Raw genomic sequence first — 24,041 nt, 5'->3', positions numbered from 1 at the left:
ACCGGATAAGCGGTTTTACAAGAATTTGATCTGTGCTGGTACGGCTCATCCAGCTGCAACAGCAGGTGGCCGACCGCCGTCTCGTCGCCGTGATTCATTCGTGTCCCCCCGCCTCGTCTTCCACCCCTCTAAACGCCCGGTCCCATCTGCGGGTTCCCGACGCCAACGGATACAGTCACGCCCAGGCAACCACGGGGACAGGAGAGGGTCATTACCGGCAACCGGCAGACGAGCTGGGCGTTCGCCGACGCCTTTGTCGCCGAGGACGAAGCACTGCGGTGGGCCCGTGACCGGGCCCGCGAGGCAGGGCTGCGCTCGGTGTCGCCCGGCACGGGCGCCGCGCTGCGCATGCTCGCCGCCTCCGTGGACGCCAAAGCGGTCGCCGAGATCGGCACGGGGTGCGGGGTCTCCGGGATGTATCTGCTGCACGGCATGCGGCCGGACGGCGTGCTGACCACCGTGGATCCGGAGCCGGAGCACCAGCAGTTCGCCCGGCAGGCCTTCCGCGCCTGCGGCTTCGCCAGCAACCGGGCCCGCTTCATCCCCGGCCGGGCCCTCGACGTGCTGCCCCGCCTCGCGGACGCCGGCTACGACCTCGTCTTCTGCGACGGGGACCGCCAGGAGTACTCCGACTATCTCGCTGAATCGTTGCGCCTGCTGCGTCCGGGTGGCCTGGTGGTCTTCGAGGGCGTCTTCGCCAACGGCCGCACCGTCGACTCGGGACCGCAGCCGACCGAGGTACTGCGGCTGCGCGAGCTGCTGCGCACGGTCCGGGAGAGCCCGGAACTGGTGCCGTCGCTGCTGCCGGTGGGCGACGGGCTGCTGTGCGCGGTCAAGCGGTAGCCCTCGCGGGCAGGAACCGGGTCGGTCCTCGCGGGCGGGCACCGAGCCGTCCCGGGCAGGGATGAGGTCCTCGCGGGCAGGGTCCGCACAAGCGGACGGGCTCCGGGAAGACGGCGACGCCCCGGCACCGCTTAGGATGCCGGGGCGGCCGAAAGGGTATGGTCGCTGACGCCTCAGACGACGACGTTCTTGAGGGCGTCGGCAAGCGCCGCGGCCTCGTCAGGGGTCAGCTCGACGACGAGCCGACCGCCGCCTTCGAGCGGAACGCGCATGACGATGCCCCGCCCCTCCTTGGTCACCTCGAGCGGGCCATCACCCGTCCGCGGCTTCATGGCCGCCATGCTGGTTCCCCTTCCTGAAAACAGCTCATCGTCTGCCGACGGCCCCCGAGGGCACGCGCGGTCTCTGGCGGGACACGCGACTCCGGCATCGAACACATTGCTTCCAAGCCATTATCCCGCATCTCAGGACCCGATGACCAACATCAGTCGGCATCGCTTGGGCAACGCACGCGAGCAAAACCACTCAATTCGGCGATGTGACTGCGATACTTCGCCACCTCGTGTCCTTACGCCGCCCGGGTCGGCTCCGGATTTCTTTGACGCAGGTCACACGCTCGCTCCGGTCCCCCGGCGACGATCTCCGCCATGCTGGCCTTCGGACACTGACGTACTGAGCGGTACGTCAGCCGCGAGGACCCAGACGAACGAAGACGACGGAGGGGACGCACCATGACCGACACCGTGCTCTACGAGGTGGGCGACGGGCTCGCGACGATCACGCTGAACCGCCCCGAGGCGATGAACGCGCTGAACATCGCGACCAAGGTGGCCCTTCGCGAGGCCGCGCAGGAAGCGGCGGCCGACACGACCGTCCGGGCGATCCTGCTGAACGCCGCCGGGGACCGGGCGTTCTGCGTGGGCCAGGACCTCAAGGAGCACATCACGCTGCTCGCGTCCGACCGGGAGACCGGGGCGGGACAGACGATGACGACGGTACGGGAGCACTACAACCCGATCGTGCGGGCGTTGGTGTCGGCGCCCAAGCCGGTCGTCGCCGCCGTGAACGGGGTGGCCGCCGGCGCCGGTTTCGGGTTCGCGCTCGCGGCGGACTACCGCGTGGTCGCCGACACGGCCGCTTTCAACACGTCGTTCGCGGGGGTGGCGCTGACCGCGGACTCCGGCGTCTCGTGGACGCTGCCGCGGGTGGTGGGGCCCGGTCGCGCCGCCGACCTGCTGCTCTTTCCTCGGAGCATCAGTGCGCAGGACGCCTACGAGCTGGGCATCGCCAACAAGGTCGTGCCCTCCGCCGATCTGCGGGCCGAGGGCGAGAAGATCGCGCGGAAGCTGGCGGAGGGACCGACGGTGGCTTATGCGGCACTGAAGGAGGCGGTGGCCTACGGGCTCACGCACTCCCTCGACGAGACGCTGGACAAGGAGGACGAGCTGCAGGCTCGGGCCGGGGCCTCCGAGGATCACGGAATTGCCGTGCAGGCGTTCGTGAACAAGGAGAAGCCGAAGTATCTGGGGCGGTGACGGTCGTGGGGAACGGCGGGTGCGGGGGGGCTGAGCGCGCAGTTCCCCACACCCCTATCGGGGGCGTCTGCTCACGCATGTTTCCAGGTGGTCGTCGACCAACCCGCAGGCCTGCATCAGGGCGTACGCCGTCGTCGGGCCGATGAAGCGCAGGCCGCGCTTCTTCAGGGCCTTGGACAGGGCCGTCGACTCCGGTGTCACCGGCGGGACGTCGGCGATGGTCCTGGGCGCGGGATACGTGCCCGGCTCCGGGGCGTGCGACCAGATCAGCTCGTCCAGTTCGCCCGGGGCCCACTCCGCCAGGATCTTCGCGTTGGCCATCGTCGCGTCGATCTTCGCTCTGTTGCGGATGATGCCGGGGTCGGCCAGCAGCCGCTCGCGGTCCTCGTCGGTGAACGCGGCCACCTTCTCGATGTGGAAGTCGGCGAAGGCGGCCCGGAAGCCGGGGCGGCGGCGCAGGATCGTGATCCAGGAGAGGCCGGACTGGAAGGCCTCCAGGCTGAGGCGTTCGTAGAGGGCGTCGTCGCCGTGGACCGGGCGGCCCCACTCCTCGTCGTGGTACGACACGTAGTCCTCGGTGGACAGGGCCCAGGGGCAGCGCAGTCTGCCGTCCGGCCCGGGAACCGCCGCTCCTTCGATCATGTCGGTCATGTCGCTCATGACCGGTCCTCCGGCTCGGGCTTGTCCAGCGAAGTGTGCGGGGCGTGCGAGGTGTGCCGGGCGGGCGAGGTGCGCGGGGCGGCCTGGGCGCCGGCCAGCGCGTCCTCCAGGTCGGCGATCCGGGCGTCGCGCTCCGCGAGCTCGGCGCCGAGGCGGCTCAGCGCGTCGTCGACGTCCGCCATGCGGTAGCCGCGCGGGACGAGCGGGAAGCGGATGCTCTCCACGTCCGCGCGGTTCACCGGACGGTCCGGGGGCAGCGGGTCCTGCAGCCGCTCGGGCGCCACCTCGGGCAGCGGGCCGCTCTCGCCGCCGCTCACCACGGAGAGGGTGACCGCGGCGACCACGACCGCGAGCGCGACGACGAGGAACAGGAACATAACCATCGCGGTGGGCCCCCAGGCTCGGTGAAGCTCGGTGCAGCAGCACTCGTTGTGCTCAGTGTGCTCGGTGTCGAATGTGTCTGTGTCCGATCGTGCCATGCGAGTCTGACAGTTAGGGTCGCAGGCGGTCGTACCGAGGGAATCACTACGGGAGGTCACAGGCGATGCTCAGGCTGGGCAGGCGGGAATTCGGGCTGCACGAACCCGTGATCATGGCCATCGTGAACCGGACGCCCGACTCCTTCTACGACCAGGGGGCGACCTTCCGAGACGAGCCGGCCCTCGCGCGCGTGGAGCAGGCGGTCGCCGAGGGGGCCGCGATCATCGACGTCGGCGGGGTGAAGGCCGGGCCGGGCGAGGAGGTCACCGCCGAGGAGGAGGCGCGGCGCATCGTCGGATTCGTCGCGGAGGTACGCAGGCGCTTCCCGGACGTCGTGATCAGCGTGGACACCTGGCGGGCGTCGGTCGGGGAGGCCGCCTGCGAGGCCGGCGCGGATCTGCTGAACGACGCGTGGGGCGGGGTGGACCCGGGGCTGGCGGAGGTGGCGGCGCGGTACCGGGTGGGGCTGGTGTGCACGCATGCGGGCGGGGCCGAGCCCCGGACACGGCCGCACCGGGTGACGTACGACGACGTCGTGGCCGACATTCTGCGGGTGACCCTGGGGCTGGCCGAGCGGGCCGTCGCGCTGGGGGTGCCGCGGGAGTCGGTGCTGATCGATCCCGGACACGACTTCGGCAAGAACACCCGGCACAGCCTGGAGGCGACGCGGCGGCTGGGCGAGATGGTGGAGACGGGGTGGCCGGTGCTGGTCTCCCTGTCCAACAAGGACTTCGTGGGCGAGACCCTGGACCGGCCGCTGAAGGAGCGGGTGATCGGGACGCTGGCGACGACGGCGGTGTCGGCGTGGCTGGGGGCGCAGGTGTACCGGGTGCACGAGGTCGCGGAGACGCGTCAGGTGCTGGACATGGTGGCGTCGATCGCCGGCCACCGGCCACCGGCGGTGGCCCGGCGAGGGCTGGCGTAGCAGTCCGACACTCGCGCCGCATCCTGGGGGCTCCGCCCCCAGACCCCCGAAACCCTCGCCCACCCACCACCCGACTCGGTAAGCCGAGAGGTGACCGAATCGACTCAGTGGGTCGACACGCGCACCACCCGACTCCGTGAGCCGAAAGACGCACCACCCGACTCGGCGGCACGACACATGCACCACCCGACTCCGTGAATCGAAAGACGCACCACCCGACTCGGCGGCACGACACGTGCACGAACCGGCTCTGTGAGTCGAAGGGCGCGCCACCCGACTTGGTGGCACGACCCGTGCCCCACCTGACTGGGTGGGGCGAAACGTGCACGAAGCGACCCGGTAGGTCGCCAAGGTGCACCACCGCACCCGACTCAGTAGCTCGAGAGATGTGCCACCCGCGCCACCCGGCTCAGTGGCTCGAGAAGTGGACGAAAGGGGCTCTGTCACTCGGCGTGGTGGGGAGAACGCTCGACCGCGGCTTCTCGGCGGAGCGAGTCGGGTGGGTGGGTGGGCAGACTGTCGGTGGGCTCAGCGGGCCGCTTCCTTCGAGACCAGGCCCACCGCCTCCTCCACGTCGTCCGTGACGTGGAAGAGCAGGAGGTCCTTTTCCGCCGCCTTGCCCTGGGCGACCAGGGTGTTCTTGAGCCAGTCCACCAGGCCGCCCCAGTAGGCGCTGCCGAACAGGACGATCGGGAAGCGGGTGACCTTCTGGGTCTGGACGAGGGTGAGGGCCTCGAAGAGTTCGTCGAGGGTGCCGAGGCCGCCGGGCAGGACCACGAAGCCCTGTGCGTACTTGACGAACATCATCTTCCGCACGAAGAAGTAGCGGAAGTTGAGGCCGATGTCGACGTACGGGTTGAGGCCCTGCTCGAAGGGGAGCTCGATGCCGAGGCCGACCGAGACGCCGCCCGCTTCGAGGGCACCCTTGTTCGCCGCTTCCATGGCGCCGGGCCCACCGCCCGTGATGACCGCCCAGCCGGCCTCGACCAGGCCCCGGCCGAGCTTCACGCCGGCGTCGTACTCGATCGAGTCGACCGGTGTCCGCGCCGAGCCGAACACGCTGATCGCGGGCGGGAGTTCGGCGAGCGTGCCGAAGCCCTCGATGAACTCCGACTGGATGCGCAGCACCCGCCAGGGGTCCGTGTGGACCCAGTCGGAGGGACCGCCCGCGTCCAGCAGGCGCTGGTCCGTCGTGCTCGCGGTCACCTGGCCGCGCCGTCGGAGGACCGGTCCCAGGCGCTGCTCGTCCGGCGGCACCTTCTTCCCCTCGGGGTTCCCGGTAGGCATATGTGCGCTCCCTCCGCTTGCAGGTGTATCTGGTTCAGCGTAGATCCGCGTGGGTTACAGGCGCGGGACGTCGGCATGTCGGGCCCGAAGCGCCGTCGTGTGGCTCAGCTGGTCAGCCAGGTACGCAGGCGCTCCTCACCCGCCAAGATCTTGGCGGTTTCCACCCTTTCGTCCCGCTTGTGGGCCAAGTGCGGGTTGCCGGGGCCGTAGTTGACCGCGGGGACGCCGAGGGACGAGAAGCGGGAGACGTCGGTCCAGCCGTACTTGGGCATCGGCGTACCGCCGACCGCCTCGATGAAGGCGGCCGCGGCCGGGTGGGAGAGGCCGGGCAGCGCGCCGGGGCTGTGGTCGTCGACCACGAACTCCTCGACCCCGCAGTCGGCGAAGACCTCGCGGACGTGGGCGATGGCCTCGGCCTCCGAACGGTCCGGGGCGTACCGGAAGTTGACGGTGACCACGCACGCGTCGGGGATGACGTTGCCCGCCACCCCGCCCGAGATGCCGACCGCGTTCAGGCCCTCGCGGTACTCCAGGCCGTCGATGACCGGGTAGCGCGGCTCGTAGGCGGCCAGGCGGGCCAGGATCGGGGCGGCCGCGTGGATCGCGTTGGAGCCCATCCAGGAGCGCGCCGAGTGGGCCCGCTCGCCCGAGGTCTTCAGCAGGACGCGCAGGGTGCCCTGGCAGCCGCCCTCGACCTCGCCGTCCGAGGGCTCCAGGAGCACCGCGAAGTCGCCGGCCAGCCACTCGGGGTGGGCCTCGGCGACGTGCTTGAGCCCGTTGAGGTCGGCGGCGACCTCCTCGTTGTCGTAGAAGACGAAGGTCAGGTCCCGGTTGGGGGCCGGGACGGTGGCCGCGATGCGCAGCTGGACCGCGACGCCCGCCTTCATGTCGCAGGTGCCGCAGCCCCACAGCACGCCGTCCGCGTCGAGGCGGGAGGGCACGTTCTCCGCGATCGGGACGGTGTCGATGTGACCGGCCAGGATCACGCGTTCGGGGCGGCCGAGGTTCGTCCGCGCGATCACGTTGTTGCCGTACCGGTCGACCGTCAGGTGCGGCAGGGCGCGCAGCGCGCTCTCGATCGCGTCCGCGAGCGGCTTCTCGGTGCCGCTCTCGGACGGGAGGTCGACGAGCTGCGCGGTGAGCGCGGCGGCGTCCAGCGTGAGGTCAAGCGAGGTGTCGGCCATGAGCTCGACCCTAGCGCGCGCGATCCCGCGGGCGGGTTCACAGGCTTTCGGACCGAGGGGTGAGCGGCTCGTACTCTCCAGTATGTTGTACGCGTGTCAGAGCCGTCCCCCATCCGCCCCAAGCGTCGCGGCCGTGTCCTGCGTTTCGTGTTGGGCTTGCTCATCCTGTGCGCCGTCGCGGCCTATCTGGTCGTCCAGTACGTCACCGGTGGCGGTGGCGCCGAGGGCTGCAAGGTCGTCTCGGGCCGAAGCGACGACGAGTCGTACCAGTTCACGCCCGAGCAGGCGGTGAACGCGGCGACGATCGCCGCCGTCGGCACCGGCCGCGGCATGCCCGAGCGGGCGGTGGCCATCGCCCTGGCGACCGCGATCCAGGAGTCGGGACTGCTCAACATCAGGCACGGCGACCGGGACTCCCTCGGCCTGTTCCAGCAGCGGTCCTCGCAGGGCTGGGGCACCCCGCAGCAGATCCTCGATCCGGCGTACGCGGCGGGCATGTTCTACGCCCACCTGGCCAAGGTGCGCGACTACGAGACCCTGCCGCTCACGGTGGCCGCGCAGCGCGTGCAGCGCAGTGGTTACCCGGAGGCGTACGCCAAGCACGAGACCGACGCCACGCTGCTCGCGGCGGCCCTGACCGGGCAGGCGGCGGCCACCCTGACCTGCGACGGGCGCCCGGCGGCCACCACCGCGGCGACCGCGACGGGTCCGGACGCGGTACGGACCGCGCTCGTGCGGGACTTCGGGCGGGACGCGGTCGAGGAGGCCGGCGCCGAGGTGAGCCGGTCGGCCACGCCGACCCCCGCCCCCACCGTGACCGCAACGGCGCACGGGCGGATCGTGACCGTGCCGGTGCCGGAGGGGAAGAAGACCGACAAGTCGGGGCGCACCGAGAGCGAGCGCGGCTGGCAGCTGGCGCACTGGGCGGTGGCCAACTCGTCGGCGCTGCACATCCAGCGGGTGTCGTACGCGGGCCGGGAGTGGGCCGCCGGGAGCACGGAGAGCCAGTGGCAGCCGGCGTCCGGCACGCAGGGCGCGGGCGGTGCGGAGAAGTCCGCGGGCTCGGTGCGGATCGTGACCGGGCAGTAGTTCGGGGATTCCCTCCGGCGGGTCAGCCGGGACGCGCCGCACGCGTGGTGTGCTCACGTTTTCGCACGGTCACTCGCGCATGCGTGAAACCCCTTCGGAGCGCTGGGCCGTAAGGATTCTGCGGAGACACCGACAGGGTGCCGTTTGCCCGTTTTTCCCCACACCCGATAATGCGATGCGTTATCAATTCTTTACCTGCGGTCTCCGCAACCTTCGCGGGCTTCGAGCGGTAGTCACGGCGATCACGTTCCCTCCCGTCGAATGGAGCATCATGTCCCTCCCTCTGACCCGCCGGATCGCCCGTGCCGCGCTGCTCGTCGCAGCGGGAGCGGCAGCCGGGGTCGGTGCGGCCGGCTCCGCCGGCGCGGCCCCGAGTCTGCCGGCCGGCACCCCGAACCTCGGCGGTCTGACCGCTCTGGACGGGGCGAGCGTCGGCAACACCGCCGACGCGGCGGCGCAGACCGTCACCGGGACCGTCGGCCGCGCCGGCGGCGCGGCGGTCGAGTCGGCGGTACCGGCCGCGGGCCAGACCGGCGGCAAGGCCGTCAAGAAGGCGGCGCCGGTGGTGCAGCACACCGCGGGCTCCGCGGCCGGCTCCGCCGGTGGGCTGCTGGGTGAAGCGGCGTCCACCGCGACGAAGGGTGGGCTGCCGACGGGTGGTCTGCCGGTGAAGGGGCTGCCGCTCGGGTGAGTGGCCCAGCCGCTTGCCGGAAAGGGGCCCGGGAGTTTCCCGGGCCCCTTTCCGTTGTGTGTCGTGTGCGGGCCGGTGAGGGCTGGTCGCGCAGTTCTACCCCCAGCGCCCCTGAAGGGGCGCCACAGCCGGCGTGCGTCTCAGGAAAGCCGCTCCACAGCCGCTCGTACTCGTTCGTCCGTCGCCGTCAGGGCCACGCGTACGAAGTTCTCGCCCGCCTCGCCGTAGAAGTCGCCCGGTGCCACGAGGATGCCCAGGTCGGCCAGGTGGGCCACCGTCTGCCAGCAGGACTCGTCCCGCGTCGCCCACAGGTAGAGGCTGGCCTCGCTGTGCTCGATGCGGAAGCCGTGGGAGAGGAGCGCCTCGCGGAGGGCCGTGCGGCGGGACGCGTACCGCTCCCGCTGCTCGTGGACGTGGGTGTCGTCGGAGAGGGCCGCCACCACCGCCGCCTGCGTCGGGGCCGACGTCATCATGCCGCCGTGCTTGCGGATCTCCAGGAGAGGGCCGAGGACCGCCGGGTCGCCGGCGAGGAAGGCCGCGCGGTAGCCGGCGAGGTTGGAGCGCTTGGACAGGGAGTGGACGGCCACGATGCCGTCGTACGAGCCGCCGTTGACGTCCGGGTGCAGCACCGAGACCGGGTCGGCCTCCCAGCCCAGTTCGAGGTAGCACTCGTCGGAGAAGAGCAGGATGCCGTGGGCGCGGGCCCAGGCGACGATCTCCGTCAGTTCCTGCTGGGACAGGACCTTGCCCGTCGGGTTGGACGGGGAGTTCAGCCAGAGGAGCTTCAGACCGGCCGGGTCCAGGTCGCGCGGGTCGTCGTAGACCTCGTGGTCGGCGCGGGCCAGGCGGGCGCCCACCTCGTAGGTGGGGTACGCGAGGCGCGGGTGGGCGACCTTGTCGCCGGGGCCGAGGCCGAGCTGGGTGGGGAGCCAGGCGACGAGTTCCTTGGAGCCGACGATCGGGAGGACGTGGCGGTGGGTGACGTCCCGGGCGCCGAGGCGGCGGGTGACCCAGCCCGTGATCGCGTCGCGCAGCGCCGGGGTGCCCCAGACCGTGGGGTAGCCGGGCGAGTCGGCCGCGTCGATCAGGGCCTTCTGGATCAGGTCGGGGACCGGGTCCACCGGGGTGCCGACCGACAGGTCGACGATGCCGTCCGGGTGCGCCGCCGCCGTCGCTTTGTACGGCTCCAGCTTGTCCCAGGGGAAGGTGGGCAGACGGTCGGAGACTGCGGACACGGTTCCTTGCTCACTTTCTTCGGTACGACCGGTGCGGCCGACACGGGCCGGTACGGCAAACGCCTCGGCCCCGTACGGCGCCGATCGGGCGTGATCAGGCCGTACGGGACCGAGGCGGCACGGTGTTGCGGCGGGCCGCCGGTGCGGACTACTCGGCCTGCGGGGGCAGCGCGGCGATGAACGGGTGATCGCGCTCGATCAGGCCCAGCTTGCTGGCGCCGCCCGGGGAGCCGAGGTCGTCGAAGAACTCGACGTTGGCCTTGTAGTAGTCCTTCCACTCCTCCGGGGTGTCGTCCTCGTAGAAGATCGCCTCGACCGGGCAGACCGGCTCACAGGCTCCGCAGTCGACGCATTCGTCCGGGTGGATGTACAAGGACCGCTGGCCCTCGTAGATGCAGTCGACCGGGCACTCCTCGATGCACGCCTTGTCCTTCACGTCGACACAAGGCTGCGCGATGACGTAGGTCACGCTGTCGTTCCTCCTCGATTGGGCGCTGGCGGGCCTCCGTAGGCTCCGCCGCCTGGCGCGCGGGAGCGCGGCGTCGTCGATGCCCGCCTCTAGTATCTCCGTTCCTGGGCATGATCCGAACAGGAGGGGTGAACTGACCAGTGGAAATCTCTGCCGCAGGACGCTTCGAGGTCCGTATCACCGCTGCTGACGTGGGCAAACGGGTATCAGTGCGCCGTTTGGCCGGAAATGCGGCCACCGGGGAGAAGTTCACCGACACGGTGGGTGTTCTCACATCATGGAACGACGACGGCATGCTGACGATCACACGGCGGGACGGGGAGAGCGTCCGGATACCGGAGTCCGCGCTGGTGGCGGGGAAGGTGGTGCCCGCCGCTCCGGCGCGCCGCCGGGGGCCTGCGGCGACCTACCGGGAACTCGCGCGTGTCGCCTCGCGCGGCTGGCGGCCGGTGGAGAGCGAGCGGCTCGGCGAGTGGGAGCTGCGGGCCGCAGTCCAGAAGGTGCCGCGCGAAGCGCGTCCGTGGGGGGCGGTGGTCGGGCGACGGGCGGGCTTCACACGGCGGGCGAACAGCGTGCTGCCCCTCGGTGATCCCGGGCTGCCGCTGGACGCGGCGCTGACGGCCGTACGGCGGTGGTACGGGGAGCGGGGGCTGCCCGCGTACGTGCAGACCGCGACCGGCGCCGAGGGCACGCAGGAACTGCTCTGCGCGGAGCTGGAGCGGCGCGGGTGGCTGCGTGAGGTGAGCGCCGAGCTGTGGACCGGGGAGCCGGCTCCGGTGGCGGACCGGGCGGAGGGGGCCGGGGTGCTGCTCTCGCGGGCGGCCGGCGAGGACTGGCTGGCGCGGTACCAGCGCAAGGGCGTGAGCGAGGTCGCGCTGCAGGTGCTGGGGGGAGGGCCTTCGGTGTGGTTCGCGACGGTGCCGGGGGCCGAGGGAGAGGCCCCGGCGGCGATCGGGCGGCTGGTGGTGGACGGCCGGTGGGCCGGGTTCGCCGCCGTCGAGGTGGATCCGGGGCTACGGCGGCGGGGGCTGGCGACCGAGGTCATGGCCGCGCTGGCGCGCCGCGCGCTGGAGGAGGGCGCGTCGGCGGCCTGGCTGCAGGTGGAGACGGACAACGCGGGGGCGCGGGCGCTGTACGGGCGGCTGGGCTTCGCCGCACATCACGCGTACCACCACTACCGGGCGCCGGGGGCGGACGGCTCCTGAATCCGGCAGCCGAGGCGGTACCGATCATTCCGAAGGGGCACGAGACAGCTATGGCTTCCGGTCAGCCACCACCACGTCCGCCGTCGCCGGAGCGGGCCGCCGAGGTACGGCGGCGGTTCGCCGCGGAGGCGCGGTCCGAGCGACCCGATCTGGCGACGCTGTGCCTGCTGCTGGGCGCGGCGGCCGACGGCTCGCTGGACGAGGCCGGGATCGACGCGGCGCAGATGGAACTGGACCGGCTGGCCGGGCAGCTGCCGTACCGGCCGGGCGGGCCGCACGCCTGGGCCGCCGCGGCGCACCGGGTCCTTGGCGAACGGTTCGGTTTCCGGGGCGCCGCCGCGGACTACCAGCGGCTGGAGTCCTCGCTGCTGCACGAGGTGCTGCGGCGCCGGCGCGGGCTGCCGATCCTGCTGTCCGTGGTGTGGCTGGAGGTCACCCGGCGGGCCGGGGCGCCGGTGTACGGGGTCGCGCTGCCGGGCCACTTCGTGGTCGGGTTCGGGGCGGCCGAGGAGCAGGTGCTGGCCGATCCGTTCGACGGCGGGCGGGTGCTGACCGGCGCGGACGCGGAGCTGCTGGTGGTGGGGGCGGCGGGGGTACCGCTGGAGCCGGCGATGCTGGAGCCGGCCGATGCCCTGGACGTCGTACGGCGGATCCTGAACAACGTGCGGGCGTGGGCCGCGGCCCGCCCGGAACGGTCGGACGTGGGGCTGTGGGGGGTGGACCTGTCCCTGCTGATGCCGTCGCATCCGGCGCGGCTTCGGTACGAGCGCGCCCGGTTGCTGGTGGAGCGGGGTGACTTCGTGGACGGGGCCGAGGAGTTGGAGCGGTACGCCGGGTTGATCGACGTGGTCGACGAGGGGGCGGCGGAGAAGGTGCGGGGCGAGGCGCGGGCGGCGCGGGCCCGGCTCAACTGAGGGGGTTTGCGGGCCCCTTCGCCGTAGGGGGTGCGGTGCGTGGGCGGCCGATCGGCACCGTCCCCTGACCTTCCACTCCAGATCAGCCGACCGTCATCAACCCACCAGCCCCCCTCTGTCGGCCGGCCACCGTCACCCCGCCGGTCCCCCTCGACCCGCCGCGACGGCGCTCAGCCACCGCGGTGCGGTCCGGCGGTGCCGAACTCACCGGGAGCAGGCCCCCTACAGCCAGCCCTTCTCCCGCGCGATCCGCACCGCTTCCGCCCTGTTGCGGACCGCCAGCTTCTGGATCGCCGTCGAGAGGTAGTTGCGTACCGTCCCCTGGGAGAGGTGCAGCGCCGCCGCCAACTCCGCGTTGGTCGAGCCGTCGGCCGCCGCGCGGAGGACCTCGCGCTCGCGGTCGGTCAGGGGGTTGGCGCCCTCGGCGAGGGCGGCCGCGGCGAGCGTGGGGTCGATGACGCGTTCGCCGGCGAGGACCTTGCGGACGGCCTCGGCGAGCTGGGCGGCGGGGGCGTCCTTGACGAGGAACGCGTCGGCGCCCGCCTCCATCGCACTGCGCAGGTAGCCGGGACGGCCGAAGGTCGTGAGGACGACCAGTTTCACCGCCGGCAGCGCCTTGTGGAGCAGGGCCGCCGCCTCGATGCCCGTGCAGCCCGGCATCTCGATGTCGAGCAGGGCCACATCGATGTCGTTGGCCTCCGCCGCGGCCAGCACCTCGTCGCCGCGGGCGACTTGAGCGACGACCTCGATGTCGTCCTCCAGGCCCAGCAGGGCGGCCAGCGCCTCGCGGACCATCGACTGGTCCTCGGCGAGGAGGACCTTGATCGTACTGCTCATGCCCCGGATCCTACGGCCATGCCGGAGCCCAGCGGGACCCGGGCGACCAGCCGGAAACCCCGCTTCACACGGCCCGCCTCCAGCGTGCCGCCCGCCTTCTCCAGACGCTCGGTGAGCCCGGCGAGCCCGTTGCCGGGGCCCTTGCCGGAGCCGCCCGAACCGTTGTCCTCGACGGCGAGTTCGAGGACCGGACCGTCCAGGGTCTGGCGGCGCAGCAGCTCCACCGTGCAGGAGCTCGCGCCGCTGTGCCGTACGACGTTGGTGATCGCCTCGCGCAGCGCCCAGGCGAGGGCCGCCTCGCCGTCGTCGGGTACGCCGGCGAGGTCGGGGTCGGCCGGGACCTCGGCGGTGACCGCGGCGGCGGTCAGGGCGACCTGGGCACCGGCCAGTTCGGCCGCGAGCCGGGGCCGCCGGTAGCCGGTGACCGCCTCGCGGACGTCCACCAGGGCCTGGCGGCTGACCTGTTCGATGTCGGAGACCTGCTGGGCCGCCTTGTCGGGGTGGTCGGGAAGCATCCGGCCGGCCAGCTCACTCTTCAGCGTGATCAGCGAAAGAGAGTGGCCCAGCAGGTCGTGCAGGTCACGGGCGAGACGCAACCGCTCCTCGTTGGCGGCCAGTTGGGCGACGGTGGCGCGGGCCTTGCGCAACTCGATGGTGGTGGCGACGAGCTGCCGGATACCGGTCATGGAGAAGCCGACCAGGAGCACCACGAGGAAGAGGCCCCAGGCCTCGTCCATGTCGTGGACGTACCAGCCCGCCAGCATCATGGCGGCGGTGGTCAGCGGGATCGCCCAGTAGGCGACCCGCAGCGGGAAGGTCACTCCGCACATCACGGAGACGTACACGAACAGGCCGAACCAGGAGCCCCCGAGACTGAAGGCCAGGGTGACCGCCAGCGCCCCCTCCACGACGATCGCGGCGGTGACGATGCCGCCGCGGAAGGGCCGGCCCATGGAGCGGAAGACGATGGTCAGGTAGATCCCGACGAACGCCGTCAGGCCCGCCCAGCCGGCCGCCGTGGCCCCGGTGGTGTGGCGGCCGGAGGCCAGGTCCTGGGCCGGGGAGGCCAGGAAGACCAGCCAGGGCAGGACCCACACCAGCTTGCGCATCGCCTCGCTCCGGTTGCGGGGTGGCTGGCCGATCCGCACCAGCCGGTCCGCCCGTGCCTCGTCCTCGGACCGCAGGTCTTCCGTCATCGTGCTCACGCCTTCAGCGTGTCCTTCCGGTACAGCCAGGCCGCGCCGCCGACGAAGAGGGCGAAGAAGACGACGAGGATGGCGATGTCCTGGGCGTGCGGGGCCTGGCTCTGCTCGATGGCCCGTCCCAGTGCAGCGTACGCGTGCGTGGGCAGCCACTTCGCGATGTCCTGGAGCCAGGTCGGGAAGGAGGAGGACGGCCACCACAGGCCGCCGAGGATCGACAGGCCGAAGTAGGTGATCATGGTGATCGGGCGGACCGCGTCGCCGCTCGCCAGATACCCGATGGCGACGCCGAGCGCGGCGAAGACCAGGCTGCCGGCCCAGATCGCGCCGGTGAGCGCGAACCACTGCCAGGCGTCGAGGCGCACGTGCTTCACGGACGCGGCGACCAGGAAGACGACCACGATGGACGGCAGGCTCACCACGGCGGCGCTGGCGGTCTTGGCGAGGACGTAGCCGCGGCCGGGCAGGGTGGTCAGCCGCAGCTGCCGTACCCAGCCGCTCTCGCGTTCCTTGGCGATGCGTTCGCTGTTGCCCATCAGGACGGCGGTGAGGGCGCCGAAGGAGGCCATGGAGACCATGACGTAGGCGGCGACGGACAGGCCGGAGTTGTCGACGGTGTCGCCGGTGCCGCCCTGGCTCGCGACCAGCAGGAAGATGATCGAGGGGTAGATCACCGAGAAGAACAGGAACTTGCGGTTGCGCAGTGCGCGGGCGAGCTCCAGCTTGATCAGGGCGTTCACAACTGCGTGGCCTCCTTGGCCTCTTCGGCCTCCGTGATGGCGACGAACGCCTGCTCCAGGCCGAGCCCGGCGACTTCGAGGTTGCGGGGGTAGACGCCGAGGCCGTACAGGGCGTGGACGGTGGCGTCGGCGTCGGACGACTGCATGCGGATCGTCTGGCCGCTGCCCGCGGCGGAGCCGCTTTTTGACACAGTGACGGCCGTGAGGAAGGGCAGCGCCCGCAACGGCGCCTCGTCGATCTCGCCCTCCAGGTCGAAGGAGATCCGCCGGGCGCCCGCCTTCGCCTTGATCTCGGCGGCCGTGCCGTCGGCCAGCAGCCGTCCCCGGTGCAGCACCAGCACCCGGTCGGCGATGGCGTCGGCCTCTTCGAGGTAGTGGGTGGCGAACAGGACGGTACGGCCCTGTTCGGCCTGTTCGCGCATGGTGGCCCAGAAGGCCTGCCGGGCGGAGACGTCCATGCCGGTGGTCGGCTCGTCCAGGACGATCAGGTCGCTGTCACCGGCGGTCGCGAGAGCGAAGCGGACGCGCTGGGACTGGCCGCCGGAGAGCTTGTTGACCTTGCGGTCGGCGATCTGCGAGATGCCCGCGCGGGCGAGGACGTCGGTGACCTTGTAGGGCTTGGGGTGCAGATCGCAGGCGAGTTTGACCAGTTCGCGGACGGTGACCTCGTCCATCAGGCCGCCGCTCTGCAGCATCGCGCCCACGCGTCCGGCCACGATGGCCTCCCGGGGGCTCAGGCCGAAGACGCTGACCGTGCCGGCGTCGGCCTGCTTGAGGCCGAGCAGCAGGTCGAGCGTGGTCGACTTGCCCGCGCCGTTGGGCCCGAGCAGGGCCACGGTCTCCCCCGGGTGCAGCCGCAGCGAGAGCCCGTCGACGGCCCGCACGTTCCCGTAGGTCTTGCTCACTTGGTCGAACCCGACCACCACCGGGGTCCCGGTAGCCGTCGTCGCCGCTGTCGTCGTCATACGTCCATGCTGGCGGCGCGCCCCCGGCCGGAGGCAGTGTCGGGCGTCCGGAGAGCCGCATGACAGATGTCATGAGCAGCGCCTGACATGCGTGAAGGGGGCGCCCGGCGAGCGCTGGGCGCCCCCTTCGTGAAGCGTCAGTTCGGGTTGGTGTCGATGACTCCGATGCGCTCCGCCGCCGTCTTGCCGACCAAGGCCTTACGCAGCGCCGAGGCCACGTCCTGCGGCGTGACGGCCGTCTTCTGGCCGGTGCCCCGGGTGATCAGCACGCCGTCGAAGGTGCTGCCGTACGCCTGCTTGAGAGCCTCCAGGTTGTACGTCTCCACCAACTTGCCGTCCACTGCCTTGAAGCCGAGGATCTTCGGCAGTGACACGGGGCCGAACGGGATGCTGTGCGCCGCGTCCGTCTGCACGTAGGCCTTGTTCGACATCGCCGGCTCCGCGAACGCCTTCATCTCGCGGTCGACCTCGGCGTTGGAGACCGACGGCTGCACGGTGGTGGTCGGGACAGTCACCGCCGAGGAGGTGCCGGTCTCCACCATCGTCTCGTACGCCTGCTCGACCGCCTTCGTGGAGGCGGCCGCGTCGATGCCCTTGCCCGGCTTGCCGTAGACGGCGACGGCCTTGCCGGAGGTGAACTTGATCGTGCCGTTGGTGACCGAGCCGGAGCTGCCGCCGAGGTCCTTGAGGGCGGCCTGGAGCTTCTCCTCGTCGACCGGCATGGCGGGGTCGACGACCCGCTTCTGGCCGAACAGGGAACCGATCACGGAGATCGGGTTGTAGTCGCTCTTGGCGGCCGCCTCGACCGTCGACTGGATGTCGAACTGCAGGCCCGCCTGGTCCGGCTGCAGCGAGACGGTCTTGCCGTCGACCGACAGCTTCAGCGGCTTGGTCGTGTTCTTGCCGAACGCGTCGTTGAGCTTCTTGACGGCGTCGTCGCGGGTGCCGCCGCCGATGTCGACGCCGAGCACGGTGGTGCCCTTGGGGACGTCGGAGTGGTTCATGAGCAGCCCGGCGCCGTAGACGCCGAGGCCGGCGACCACCACGACACCGCCGAGCAGCGGCAGCTTGCCGCGCTTCTTCTTGGCCTTCGCCTTGCCCTTGCCCTTGGCCTCGGCCGGGGGCGGCGAGACCGGCTCGGGCAGTTTCGGGGGCGTGTGCGGCAGCGGCCCGTCGGTGGGCGTGCCCGGCCCGAACGGGGAGTTGGCGCCCGGCGGCACGACCGGGATGCCGCTGGTGACGGTGTGCCCGGAGACGTTGTCGGCCGGGGAGCCGTAGCCGGGCGTACCCGGTTCGGGGGCGGGCTTCTGCGGGGTGAGGATCGCCGTGTCGTCGCTCAGACCGCCGCCGGGAAGGCCGGGGCCGCCCGGGGCGGTGCGCACGCCGGGCCGGGCCTGGGCGCCACGGGCGCGAGGACCGCCAGGGCCGGCGGGGCCGCCGCCGGAGCCTGCGGGACCGTTCGGCGCGGCGAAGGGCTCGCCGCCGTTGACCGGCGGGACGAACGGGCCGTCGCCGGTGACCGGGCCGCCGGTGGGACCCGCCGGGCCCTGCGGGCCGCCGAGACCGCCGGGGCCGCCAGGCCCGTTGAAGCCGCTGGGGCCGCCGGGACCCGCCGGGCCGCCGCCGGGCGTGCCGGGGCCGCCCTGGGCGCCGTTGTCGGAGAAGTACGGCAGGTCGTCGCGGCGGGCGTCGCCGCCCGTCGCGCCGCCCCGGGAGCCGCCGAGCGGGCCCGCGGCGAGCGCCTCGGTCACGTCGAAGGAGCCGGTGCCGCCACCGTGGCCGGGGGCCACCGGGCCGCCGGTCGCGCCGGCGGGCAGCCCCGCGCCGTTGGTCGCGCCGTGCCGGGACGCGCCCGGCACGCTCATGGAGCCGACGACACCGCCGGGACGGCCGCCGTTCGCGGCGCCGGAGCGGGGTGCGGCGCCTCCGTTCGGACGCGCCGCAGCCGGAGCGTTCGGTGAGGCAGTGGGCGAACCGCCGGGTGTACCTGCCCCGTTGGTGGCGCCGGCGCGCTGTCCGCCCTTGGCGGGGCCGGACTTGCGTGGCGCGAACCAGTCGGTGGTGGGCGCGGGCGCCGGTTCGGCGGCGGGCGGCTCGGCGTTGCCGGTGGGCGTGGCGGCACCCGCCGGACGGGCGTGCGTGCCCGTCTCCGAGCCCGTACCGCTCTCGCCGCCCGCGACGGCCGTGCCGCCCTCGACGTCCGCGACAGGAGTACGGACGACCACGGGCGGAATCGGCCGGGAGCCGGGGATGTTGATCCGGATCCGGGTCGTCAGCGTGGTCTCGGTCTTGCGTTCCTCCGGCTGCGCGGCCGAACGGGCCGCGTCCATACCGTCGTCGGAAGCCATGGGGGTCCCGTACGGCGGCGTGCCCGAGGGGTATGCGGATCCGCCGCGCCCGTCGGGCCCGGAGGACGGAGTGTCAGTTTCACGACTCAAGGCAGGTTCTCCCGGTTGGCTCCACCGCCCATGACGACCTCGCTGGGACGGCTCGGCGGCGCGCACCACCATACTGGCCACTTCTGACGCTTATCCCATGACCGCTGGGGAAACCCACACCGGACTCGCACGGGCGCCCCACGGCGAAGTGGTACGTCACTTGCCAAGTCGGGCGCCGCCCGCCTCAGGTTGCCGCCCCAAACCTATTGTGGCGCAGATCACAGCCAAAGCCATGCCGCCGAGCAGGAAGAGGTACGAGCCGCCTCCCGCGCCGAACAGGAAGTCGCCCTCCGGCCTGCTGGCGGTGAGGAAGATGACGGCGACGACCCAGCCGAACGCGGGCGCGACGGCTCCGGAGCGGCTCGCCATGGCCCGGGCCCCGCCGAGGAAGAGCCCGGCGGCCCCGGCCAGGGCGAGCAGCAGCCCGCCCGGGAACCAGCCGGCCTGGACGAGGGCGCCCGCGGCGCCGACCACGACCCCGAGCAGGACCAGCCCGACGAGGGCCACGACCCGCCCCGCCGAGGGCGCCTGCAACGGTTGCGCAAGCATTGACCCGCGTCCGCCGGAACTCATGACGCCTCCCCGAGGCCTGCGAAGAGATCGGTCTCGCGTGCCGCGCCCGGCTCGCCGCCCACCAACTCGTAGTACTCCGTGGTGAACACGGGCTGGGCCAGCTCGTTGGAGAGCGCGAAGTAACGGGCACCGTGCGGTGCCACCTCGACCTGAGTGGCGTGGGCGGCCATCGCGGCGGACTTCGCACCGGCGTACGAGGTGCCGTCGATCTCGGTGGTCACCCGGCGGTCGTCGACCACGCCCGGTACGTCGTCGACGGCGGCGGACTTGGCGAAGGGCAGCCCCGGCAGGTCGTCCCGGAGCCTGGCGAAGGCGGCCTCGGCGACCGTGCGCGGGACGCGGTTCCAGTAGACCTTGGGGATGCGGTGGCCGGCCCCGGCGGCCAGTTCGACGGCTCTCATGGCGACGCGGTGGGCCTGGATGTGGTCCGGGTGGCCGTACCCGCCGTTGTCGTCGTAGGTGACGAGGACCTGGGGGCGGGTCTCCAGGACGACCTCGGCCAGGTGTCCGGCGGCCTCGTCGACGTCGGCCTGCCAGAAGCAGTCGGGCGCGTCGTTGTCGGGCATGCCCATCATTCCGGAGTCGCGGTAGCGGCCGGGGCCGCCGAGCAGCCGGAAGTCGGCCACGCCGACCTCGCGCATGGCCGCGGCGAGCTCCCCCAGCCGGTACTCGCCCAGCGCGGGACCGCTGAGATGCCGCAGCCCGGGCGGGATGACCTCGCCACCCTCGCCCAGGGTGCAGGTGACCAGCGTCACATGGGCGCCCTGGGCGGCATAGCGGGCCATGGTGGCGCCGTTGTTGATCGACTCGTCGTCCGGGTGCGCGTGCACGAGCAACAGACGCCGGGAGGGCAGTTCCGTCATGTGCCCACCCTACGAAACGACACCGACAGTGCCGCGCAGCCCGGGTCGGCCGTGCGAAAACCGACCGGCGTCAGAACTTGATGCTGCCGATCATGCTGGCGACGTTCGTCGTCAGATCGCTGATCGTCGGAGCGATGGTCGAGGAGGCGAGATAGAAGCCGAGCAGGATGCAGACAACCGCGTGGCCGCCCTTCAGACCTGACTTCCTGATCAGCAGGAAGACGATGATCGCCAGCAGCACCACCGCCGAAATCGAGAGTGCCACGGCGGCTCACCTCCAAAGATCCCAGGGATGCGGGGGGTTCGGACTATGGGGGTTGTAGATCAGGTGTAGATCGGTACAGCAAATCCATGCGCATGCCAGCAGGTTCATACCCACTCAGCGGTAGTGATCATAACTATGCGTGCTCGCGCATCGCTCGGCGCATGGCCGCACAAGGGGGCGCATGGCCAATATGGTCGGGGTATGACGACCGAGGCTGTCTCATTCCCCCGACGGCACGCCCGCACCCAGCGTTTCACGCTCGGCGCGCCGCGCGCGTTCACCGTGGCCCCCGACGGCTCCCGCGTGGCGTTTCTGCGCTCCGGTTCCGGCACGGACCGCGCCAACTCCCTCTGGATTCTCGATCTGCCGGGCGGCGAGGAGCGCCTCGCGGCAGACCCCCGCACCCTGCTCGGCGGCGCCGAGGAGCACCTCTCGCCCCAGGAGCGAGCCCGTCGCGAACGCAGCCGCGAGGGCGGTGCCGGCATCGTCGGCTACGCCGCGGACGCGGCCCTGGAGTTGGCGTCTTTCGCCTTGTCAGGACGGCTTTTCACGGCCGAGCTCAGGGCCGGCACGGCACGTGAACTCACCGTCCCCGGGCCGGTGATCGACCCACGCCCGTCCCCCGACGGCCGCCATGTCGCGTACGTCGCGGAGGGCGCCCTGCGCGTGGTGGGCGCCGAGGGCGAGGGCGACCGGGCGCTCGCGGAGCCTGAGTCGGAACAGGTCACCTACGGTTTGGCCGAGTTCATCGCGGCCGAGGAGATGGGGCGTTCGCGCGGCTTCTGGTGGTCGCCGGAGTCCGACCGACTGCTCGTGGCGCGCGTGGACGACACGCCGGTGCAGCAGTGGTGGATCGCCGACCCCGCCCACCCGGAGCGTGAGCCACATCATGTCGCCTACCCGGCGGCGGGCACCGCGAACGCCGACGTACGCCTGTTCGTCCACGGCCTCGACGGGGAGCGCACGGAAGTCTCCTGGGACCGGGTGCGCTATCCGTACTTGGCGCATGTGCACTGGTCAGAGGCGAGTGCCCCGCTGCTGCTCGTACAGGCGCGCGACCAGCGCAGCCAACTGTTCCTGGCCGTGGACCCGGGGTCGGGGGCGACCCGGATGGTGCACGCCGACGAAGATCCAACATGGCTTGAACTGTTCGGTGGAGTGCCCTGCTGGAGCCCCTCAGGACAGCTGGTCCGGATCGCCGACGAGGGCGGCGCCCGGGTGCTCGCGGTCGGTGAACGACCCCTCACGGGACCCCAGTTGCACATCCGTGCGGTTCTCGACGTGACCGCCGACGACGTGCTGGTTTCCGCGTCCGCCGGCGAGGAGGCCGAGTCCCCCGAGACCGGCGAGGTACACGTCTACCGCGTGAACGAGCTCGGCGTGGAGCGCGTGTCGCAGGAGCCCGGCGTGCACACGGCGGTGCGCGCCGGGGGCGTGACCGTACTGGTCTCCGCCACCCTGGACAGCCCGGGCACCCGCACCCAGGTACTGCAGGACGGGAAGCACCTGGCGACTGTCACGTCATACGCCGAAGACCCCGGTTTGTCCCCGCGCGTGACGCTCACCGAGGGGGGCGCACGCCGAATTCCGTGCGCCGTGCTTATGCCACGGGACTACCACGGGGACACTCCCCTTCCGGTTCTGCTCGACCCCTACGGAGGTCCGCACGGTCAGCGGGTGGCCGCCGCGCACAACGCCCACCTGACCTCCCAGTGGTTCGCCGACCAGGGCTTCGCGGTGATCGTCGCCGACGGCCGGGGCACCCCGGGCCGCTCCCCCGCCTGGGAGAAGTCCATCAAGGACGACGTCGCGGCGATCGCCCTCCAGGACCAGGTCGACGCCCTCCAGGCGCTCGCCGCCGACTTCCCCCTCGACCTGACCAAGGTGGCGATCCGCGGCTGGTCGTTCGGCGGCTACCTCGCCGCCCTGGCGGCCCTGCGCCGCCCGGACGTCTTCCACGCGGCGGTGGTCGGCGCCCCGGTGACCGACCTGCGCCTGTACGACACCCACTACCAGGAGCGCTACCTCGGCCACCCCGGCGAGCAGCCGGAGGTCTACCGCCGCAACTCGGTGATCGACGACGCGGGCCTGGTCGACGCCGCCGAACCCCACCGCCCGATGATGATCATCCACGGCCTGGCGGACGACAACGTGGTCGTGGCCCACTCCCTGCGCCTGTCCAGCGCCCTGCTGGCCGCGGGCCGCCCGCACGAGGTCCTGCCCCTGTCGGGCGTCACGCACATGACCCCACAGGAACAGGTGGCGGAGAACCTGTTGCTGCTCCAGCTGGACTTTCTCCGGCGCGCTCTCGGGCTGGGCTGAGCGGGTTCTCCCCACAGAGCACCGCAACCATCAATTGAGGAACCACGACGAAGCACCAGCCAGGTCCGCGAGAGCGGCGCCGGTCTAGGCACAGAAAGAGGCAACGGGCCGGAGCGACATGGCGCGCTCCGGCCCGTTTACGGCACCCGCACGGCCGTACGCAAATTAGAGTGCCCCGTCCGTATATCGGGACCGGGTCGCCGAAGTTGCCTGCGTGTTAACGCGATTGACCCGCATACGCCCCGCTATGCACCCCCGTTACCAAGATCGTCCGGCGCTTCCCCGGCCGGCTCCTCCGGCGGCACCACCCGCTTCTCCTCCGCGAAATGGCAGGCCGAGTCGTGCGCCGCCGGCCCCGACGCGAGCCGAAAAGCGGCGGGCACCGCGAGCAACGGCACCTCCACCGCACACCGCTCCTGGGCCTTCCAGCACCTCGTGCGGAACCGGCACCCCGACGGAATGTTCGTCGGCGACGGGACGTCCCCGCTCAGGATGATCCGCTCCCGGCGCTCCCGCGCCTCCGGATCCGGTACCGGCACCGCGGAGAGCAGGGCCTGGGTGTAGGGGTGGGTCGGGTGGTCGTAGATCTCCTCGTCCCTGCCGATCTCCACGATCCGCCCGAGGTACATCACCCCGACCCGGTCCGAGATGTGCCGCACGATGGACAGGTCGTGGGCGATGAAGACGTACGACAGCTCGAAGTCGTTCTGGAGCCGGTCGAGCAGGTTGATCACCTGGGCCTGTACGGAGACGTCGAGCGCGGACACCGGTTCGTCGGCGACGATCACCTCGGGGCGGAGCGCCAGCCCCCGTGCGATGCCGATGCGCTGCCGCTGACCGCCGGAGAACTGGTGCGGGTAGCGGTTGATGTACTCGGGGTTGAGCCCCACGACGTCCAGCAGCTCCTGGACCCGCCTGCGCCGGTCGCCCTTGGGAGCCGCCTCGGGATGGATCTCGTACGGCTCCCCGATGATGTCGCCGACGGTCATCCTGGGGTTGAGGGAGGTGTACGGGTCCTGGAAGACCATCTGGATGTTGCGGCGAACGGCCTTCAGCGCCCGCCCGCTCAGCTTGGTGATGTCCTCGCCCTTGTACTTGATCAACCCTGCCGTCGGCCGCTCAAGGTTGACCAGCATCTTGGCGACCGTTGACTTGCCGCAGCCGGACTCCCCGACGATGCCGAGCGTCTCTCCTTTGTTGAGCACGAAGTCAACACCGTCAACGGCCTTGACGGCACCGATCTGCTTCTTGATCAAGATGCCCTGGGTCAGGGGGTAGTACTTGACCAGTCCACTCACTTCCAGGATCGGCTCAACCAC

At 71.6% G+C, this 24,041-nt stretch carries 24 protein-coding genes; 8 read left to right on the top strand and 16 right to left on the bottom strand.

The features are described 5' to 3' along the window. Positions 1–144 precede the first annotated feature (144 nt). Positions 145–843 carry an O-methyltransferase gene (locus tag ACFY0P_RS04035; protein WP_093499247.1) on the top strand — a complete coding sequence of 233 codons (699 nt, stop codon included), beginning with the start codon at positions 145–147 and terminating at the stop codon, positions 841–843. A gap of 173 nt (positions 844–1,016) precedes the next feature. On the opposite strand, the gene ACFY0P_RS04030 is transcribed toward ACFY0P_RS04035, so the two are convergent. Further along, entirely contained in the window at positions 1,017–1,184 is a 168-nt protein-coding gene (locus ACFY0P_RS04030) for a DUF3117 domain-containing protein (RefSeq protein WP_004950282.1), read from the bottom strand. 390 nt (positions 1,185–1,574) lie between these two features. Here ACFY0P_RS04030 and ACFY0P_RS04025 point away from each other — a divergent pair, with 390 nt between their 5' ends. Continuing rightward, positions 1,575–2,378: an enoyl-CoA hydratase/isomerase family protein gene (locus ACFY0P_RS04025; RefSeq protein WP_388907039.1), complete on the top strand. Its 804-nt coding sequence runs from the start codon at positions 1,575–1,577 to the stop codon at positions 2,376–2,378. Between the two features lie 54 nt (positions 2,379–2,432). Here ACFY0P_RS04025 and ACFY0P_RS04020 read toward each other — a convergent pair whose 3' ends face one another. Together ACFY0P_RS04020 and ACFY0P_RS04015 are read right to left on the bottom strand one after the other, a co-directional pair. Beyond that, positions 2,433–3,020, bottom strand: coding sequence for a DNA-3-methyladenine glycosylase I (locus ACFY0P_RS04020; RefSeq protein WP_388907313.1), 588 nt, complete (start codon positions 3,018–3,020; stop codon positions 2,433–2,435). A gap of 14 nt (positions 3,021–3,034) precedes the next feature. After that, positions 3,035–3,421 (bottom strand): DivIVA domain-containing protein, encoded by a 387-nt coding sequence (locus tag ACFY0P_RS04015; RefSeq protein WP_388907037.1) that lies wholly within the window; start codon positions 3,419–3,421, stop codon positions 3,035–3,037. A gap of 161 nt (positions 3,422–3,582) precedes the next feature. On the opposite strand from ACFY0P_RS04015, the gene folP reads away from it, so the two are divergent. After that, entirely contained in the window at positions 3,583–4,443 is an 861-nt protein-coding gene (gene folP, locus ACFY0P_RS04010) for a dihydropteroate synthase (protein WP_388907035.1), read from the top strand. 528 nt (positions 4,444–4,971) lie between these two features. Here folP and ACFY0P_RS04005 read toward each other — a convergent pair. Further along, positions 4,972–5,730, bottom strand: coding sequence for a TIGR00730 family Rossman fold protein (locus ACFY0P_RS04005; protein WP_388907033.1), 759 nt, complete (start codon positions 5,728–5,730; stop codon positions 4,972–4,974). A 104-nt stretch (positions 5,731–5,834) separates the two neighbouring features. Then, complete coding sequence (dapE, locus tag ACFY0P_RS04000; RefSeq protein ID WP_388907031.1) at positions 5,835–6,914, bottom strand: succinyl-diaminopimelate desuccinylase; 1,080 nt, start codon at positions 6,912–6,914, stop codon at positions 5,835–5,837. Between the two features lie 147 nt (positions 6,915–7,061). Between dapE and ACFY0P_RS03995 the strand changes: the two genes are divergently transcribed. Together ACFY0P_RS03995 and ACFY0P_RS03990 are read left to right on the top strand one after the other, a co-directional pair. Further along, on the top strand, positions 7,062–8,003 hold the full coding sequence (locus ACFY0P_RS03995) for a heavy metal transporter (protein WP_388907028.1): 942 nt from the start codon (positions 7,062–7,064) through the stop codon (positions 8,001–8,003). 271 nt (positions 8,004–8,274) lie between these two features. Beyond that, positions 8,275–8,694: an ATP-binding protein gene (locus ACFY0P_RS03990; protein WP_388907026.1), complete on the top strand. Its 420-nt coding sequence runs from the start codon at positions 8,275–8,277 to the stop codon at positions 8,692–8,694. Positions 8,695–8,834: 140 nt separating this feature from the next. Here the strand turns inward: ACFY0P_RS03990 and ACFY0P_RS03985 are convergent, their stop codons facing one another. After that, the gene (locus ACFY0P_RS03985) at positions 8,835–9,929 is read right to left on the bottom strand and encodes a bifunctional succinyldiaminopimelate transaminase/glutamate-prephenate aminotransferase (protein ID WP_388907024.1); all 1,095 of its coding nucleotides are present in this window, start codon (positions 9,927–9,929) and stop codon (positions 8,835–8,837) included. A 148-nt stretch (positions 9,930–10,077) separates the two neighbouring features. Next, positions 10,078–10,398, bottom strand: a complete 321-nt coding sequence (gene fdxA / locus ACFY0P_RS03980; RefSeq protein ID WP_089098949.1) for a ferredoxin — start codon at positions 10,396–10,398, stop codon at positions 10,078–10,080. 140 nt (positions 10,399–10,538) lie between these two features. On the opposite strand from fdxA, the gene ACFY0P_RS03975 reads away from it, so the two are divergent. Together ACFY0P_RS03975 and ACFY0P_RS03970 are read left to right on the top strand one after the other, a co-directional pair. Next, on the top strand, positions 10,539–11,603 hold the full coding sequence (locus ACFY0P_RS03975; protein ID WP_388907021.1) for a GNAT family N-acetyltransferase: 1,065 nt from the start codon (positions 10,539–10,541) through the stop codon (positions 11,601–11,603). Between the two features lie 50 nt (positions 11,604–11,653). Beyond that, positions 11,654–12,517: a transglutaminase-like domain-containing protein gene (locus ACFY0P_RS03970; protein ID WP_388907019.1), complete on the top strand. Its 864-nt coding sequence runs from the start codon at positions 11,654–11,656 to the stop codon at positions 12,515–12,517. A gap of 222 nt (positions 12,518–12,739) precedes the next feature. Here the strand turns inward: ACFY0P_RS03970 and ACFY0P_RS03965 are convergent, their stop codons facing one another. From ACFY0P_RS03965 to ACFY0P_RS03930, 8 genes are all read right to left on the bottom strand, one after another. Then, the gene (locus ACFY0P_RS03965; protein WP_388907017.1) at positions 12,740–13,354 is read right to left on the bottom strand and encodes a DNA-binding response regulator; all 615 of its coding nucleotides are present in this window, start codon (positions 13,352–13,354) and stop codon (positions 12,740–12,742) included. Further along, positions 13,351–14,550: a sensor histidine kinase gene (locus ACFY0P_RS03960; protein ID WP_388907311.1), complete on the bottom strand. Its 1,200-nt coding sequence runs from the start codon at positions 14,548–14,550 to the stop codon at positions 13,351–13,353. The genes ACFY0P_RS03965 and ACFY0P_RS03960 overlap by 4 nt, the downstream gene beginning before the upstream one ends. A 5-nt stretch (positions 14,551–14,555) precedes the next feature. Next, entirely contained in the window at positions 14,556–15,296 is a 741-nt protein-coding gene (locus ACFY0P_RS03955) for an ABC transporter permease (RefSeq protein ID WP_351957986.1), read from the bottom strand. Next, a complete protein-coding gene (locus tag ACFY0P_RS03950; protein ID WP_388907014.1) occupies positions 15,293–16,261 on the bottom strand; it encodes an ABC transporter ATP-binding protein in 969 nt (322 codons plus the stop codon). The genes ACFY0P_RS03955 and ACFY0P_RS03950 overlap by 4 nt, the downstream gene beginning before the upstream one ends. A 137-nt stretch (positions 16,262–16,398) precedes the next feature. Beyond that, positions 16,399–18,699, bottom strand: coding sequence for a peptidoglycan binding domain-containing protein (locus ACFY0P_RS03945; protein ID WP_388907012.1), 2,301 nt, complete (start codon positions 18,697–18,699; stop codon positions 16,399–16,401). A gap of 156 nt (positions 18,700–18,855) precedes the next feature. Next, entirely contained in the window at positions 18,856–19,272 is a 417-nt protein-coding gene (locus ACFY0P_RS03940) for a DUF6113 family protein (protein WP_388907009.1), read from the bottom strand. Further along, positions 19,269–20,135 (bottom strand): N-acetyl-1-D-myo-inositol-2-amino-2-deoxy-alpha-D-glucopyranoside deacetylase, encoded by an 867-nt coding sequence (gene mshB, locus ACFY0P_RS03935; protein WP_388907006.1) that lies wholly within the window; start codon positions 20,133–20,135, stop codon positions 19,269–19,271. The genes ACFY0P_RS03940 and mshB overlap by 4 nt, the downstream gene beginning before the upstream one ends. Before the next feature lie 70 nt (positions 20,136–20,205). Beyond that, complete coding sequence (locus ACFY0P_RS03930; RefSeq protein ID WP_351711165.1) at positions 20,206–20,400, bottom strand: hypothetical protein; 195 nt, start codon at positions 20,398–20,400, stop codon at positions 20,206–20,208. A gap of 201 nt (positions 20,401–20,601) precedes the next feature. Between ACFY0P_RS03930 and ACFY0P_RS03925 the strand changes: the two genes are divergently transcribed. Further along, on the top strand, positions 20,602–22,722 hold the full coding sequence (locus tag ACFY0P_RS03925; protein ID WP_388907003.1) for a prolyl oligopeptidase family serine peptidase: 2,121 nt from the start codon (positions 20,602–20,604) through the stop codon (positions 22,720–22,722). Positions 22,723–22,967: 245 nt separating this feature from the next. Here ACFY0P_RS03925 and ACFY0P_RS03920 read toward each other — a convergent pair whose 3' ends face one another. Further along, a complete protein-coding gene (locus ACFY0P_RS03920; RefSeq protein WP_388907001.1) occupies positions 22,968–24,041 on the bottom strand; it encodes an ABC transporter ATP-binding protein in 1,074 nt (357 codons plus the stop codon).

Source organism: Streptomyces sp. NPDC001714 (assembly GCF_042892755.1).
Classification (GTDB): Bacteria; Actinomycetota; Actinomycetes; order Streptomycetales; family Streptomycetaceae; genus Streptomyces.
Note: the sequence above shows the minus strand (reverse complement) of the source record. Positions and strands in the feature narration are given on the sequence as shown.

What these genes read in the sequence shown, in the direction of transcription:
- ACFY0P_RS04005 (WP_388907033.1), bottom strand. Translation starts at nt 5,730, where the DNA reads ATGCCTACCGGGAACCCCGAGGGGAAGAAGGTGCCGCCGGACGAGCAG.
- mshB (WP_388907006.1), bottom strand. Translation starts at nt 20,135, where the DNA reads ATGACGGAACTGCCCTCCCGGCGTCTGTTGCTCGTGCACGCGCACCCG.
- ACFY0P_RS03990 (WP_388907026.1), top strand. Translation starts at nt 8,275, where the DNA reads ATGTCCCTCCCTCTGACCCGCCGGATCGCCCGTGCCGCGCTGCTCGTC.
- ACFY0P_RS03925 (WP_388907003.1), top strand. Translation starts at nt 20,602, where the DNA reads ATGACGACCGAGGCTGTCTCATTCCCCCGACGGCACGCCCGCACCCAG.
- ACFY0P_RS03970 (WP_388907019.1), top strand. Translation starts at nt 11,654, where the DNA reads ATGGCTTCCGGTCAGCCACCACCACGTCCGCCGTCGCCGGAGCGGGCC.
- ACFY0P_RS04030 (WP_004950282.1), bottom strand. Translation starts at nt 1,184, where the DNA reads ATGGCGGCCATGAAGCCGCGGACGGGTGATGGCCCGCTCGAGGTGACC.
- folP (WP_388907035.1), top strand. Translation starts at nt 3,583, where the DNA reads ATGCTCAGGCTGGGCAGGCGGGAATTCGGGCTGCACGAACCCGTGATC.
- ACFY0P_RS04015 (WP_388907037.1), bottom strand. Translation starts at nt 3,421, where the DNA reads ATGGTTATGTTCCTGTTCCTCGTCGTCGCGCTCGCGGTCGTGGTCGCC.
- ACFY0P_RS04020 (WP_388907313.1), bottom strand. Translation starts at nt 3,020, where the DNA reads ATGATCGAAGGAGCGGCGGTTCCCGGGCCGGACGGCAGACTGCGCTGC.
- ACFY0P_RS04025 (WP_388907039.1), top strand. Translation starts at nt 1,575, where the DNA reads ATGACCGACACCGTGCTCTACGAGGTGGGCGACGGGCTCGCGACGATC.
- ACFY0P_RS03940 (WP_388907009.1), bottom strand. Translation starts at nt 19,272, where the DNA reads ATGAGTTCCGGCGGACGCGGGTCAATGCTTGCGCAACCGTTGCAGGCG.
- ACFY0P_RS03950 (WP_388907014.1), bottom strand. Translation starts at nt 16,261, where the DNA reads ATGACGACGACAGCGGCGACGACGGCTACCGGGACCCCGGTGGTGGTC.
- dapE (WP_388907031.1), bottom strand. Translation starts at nt 6,914, where the DNA reads ATGGCCGACACCTCGCTTGACCTCACGCTGGACGCCGCCGCGCTCACC.
- ACFY0P_RS03960 (WP_388907311.1), bottom strand. Translation starts at nt 14,550, where the DNA reads ATGACGGAAGACCTGCGGTCCGAGGACGAGGCACGGGCGGACCGGCTG.
- ACFY0P_RS03965 (WP_388907017.1), bottom strand. Translation starts at nt 13,354, where the DNA reads ATGAGCAGTACGATCAAGGTCCTCCTCGCCGAGGACCAGTCGATGGTC.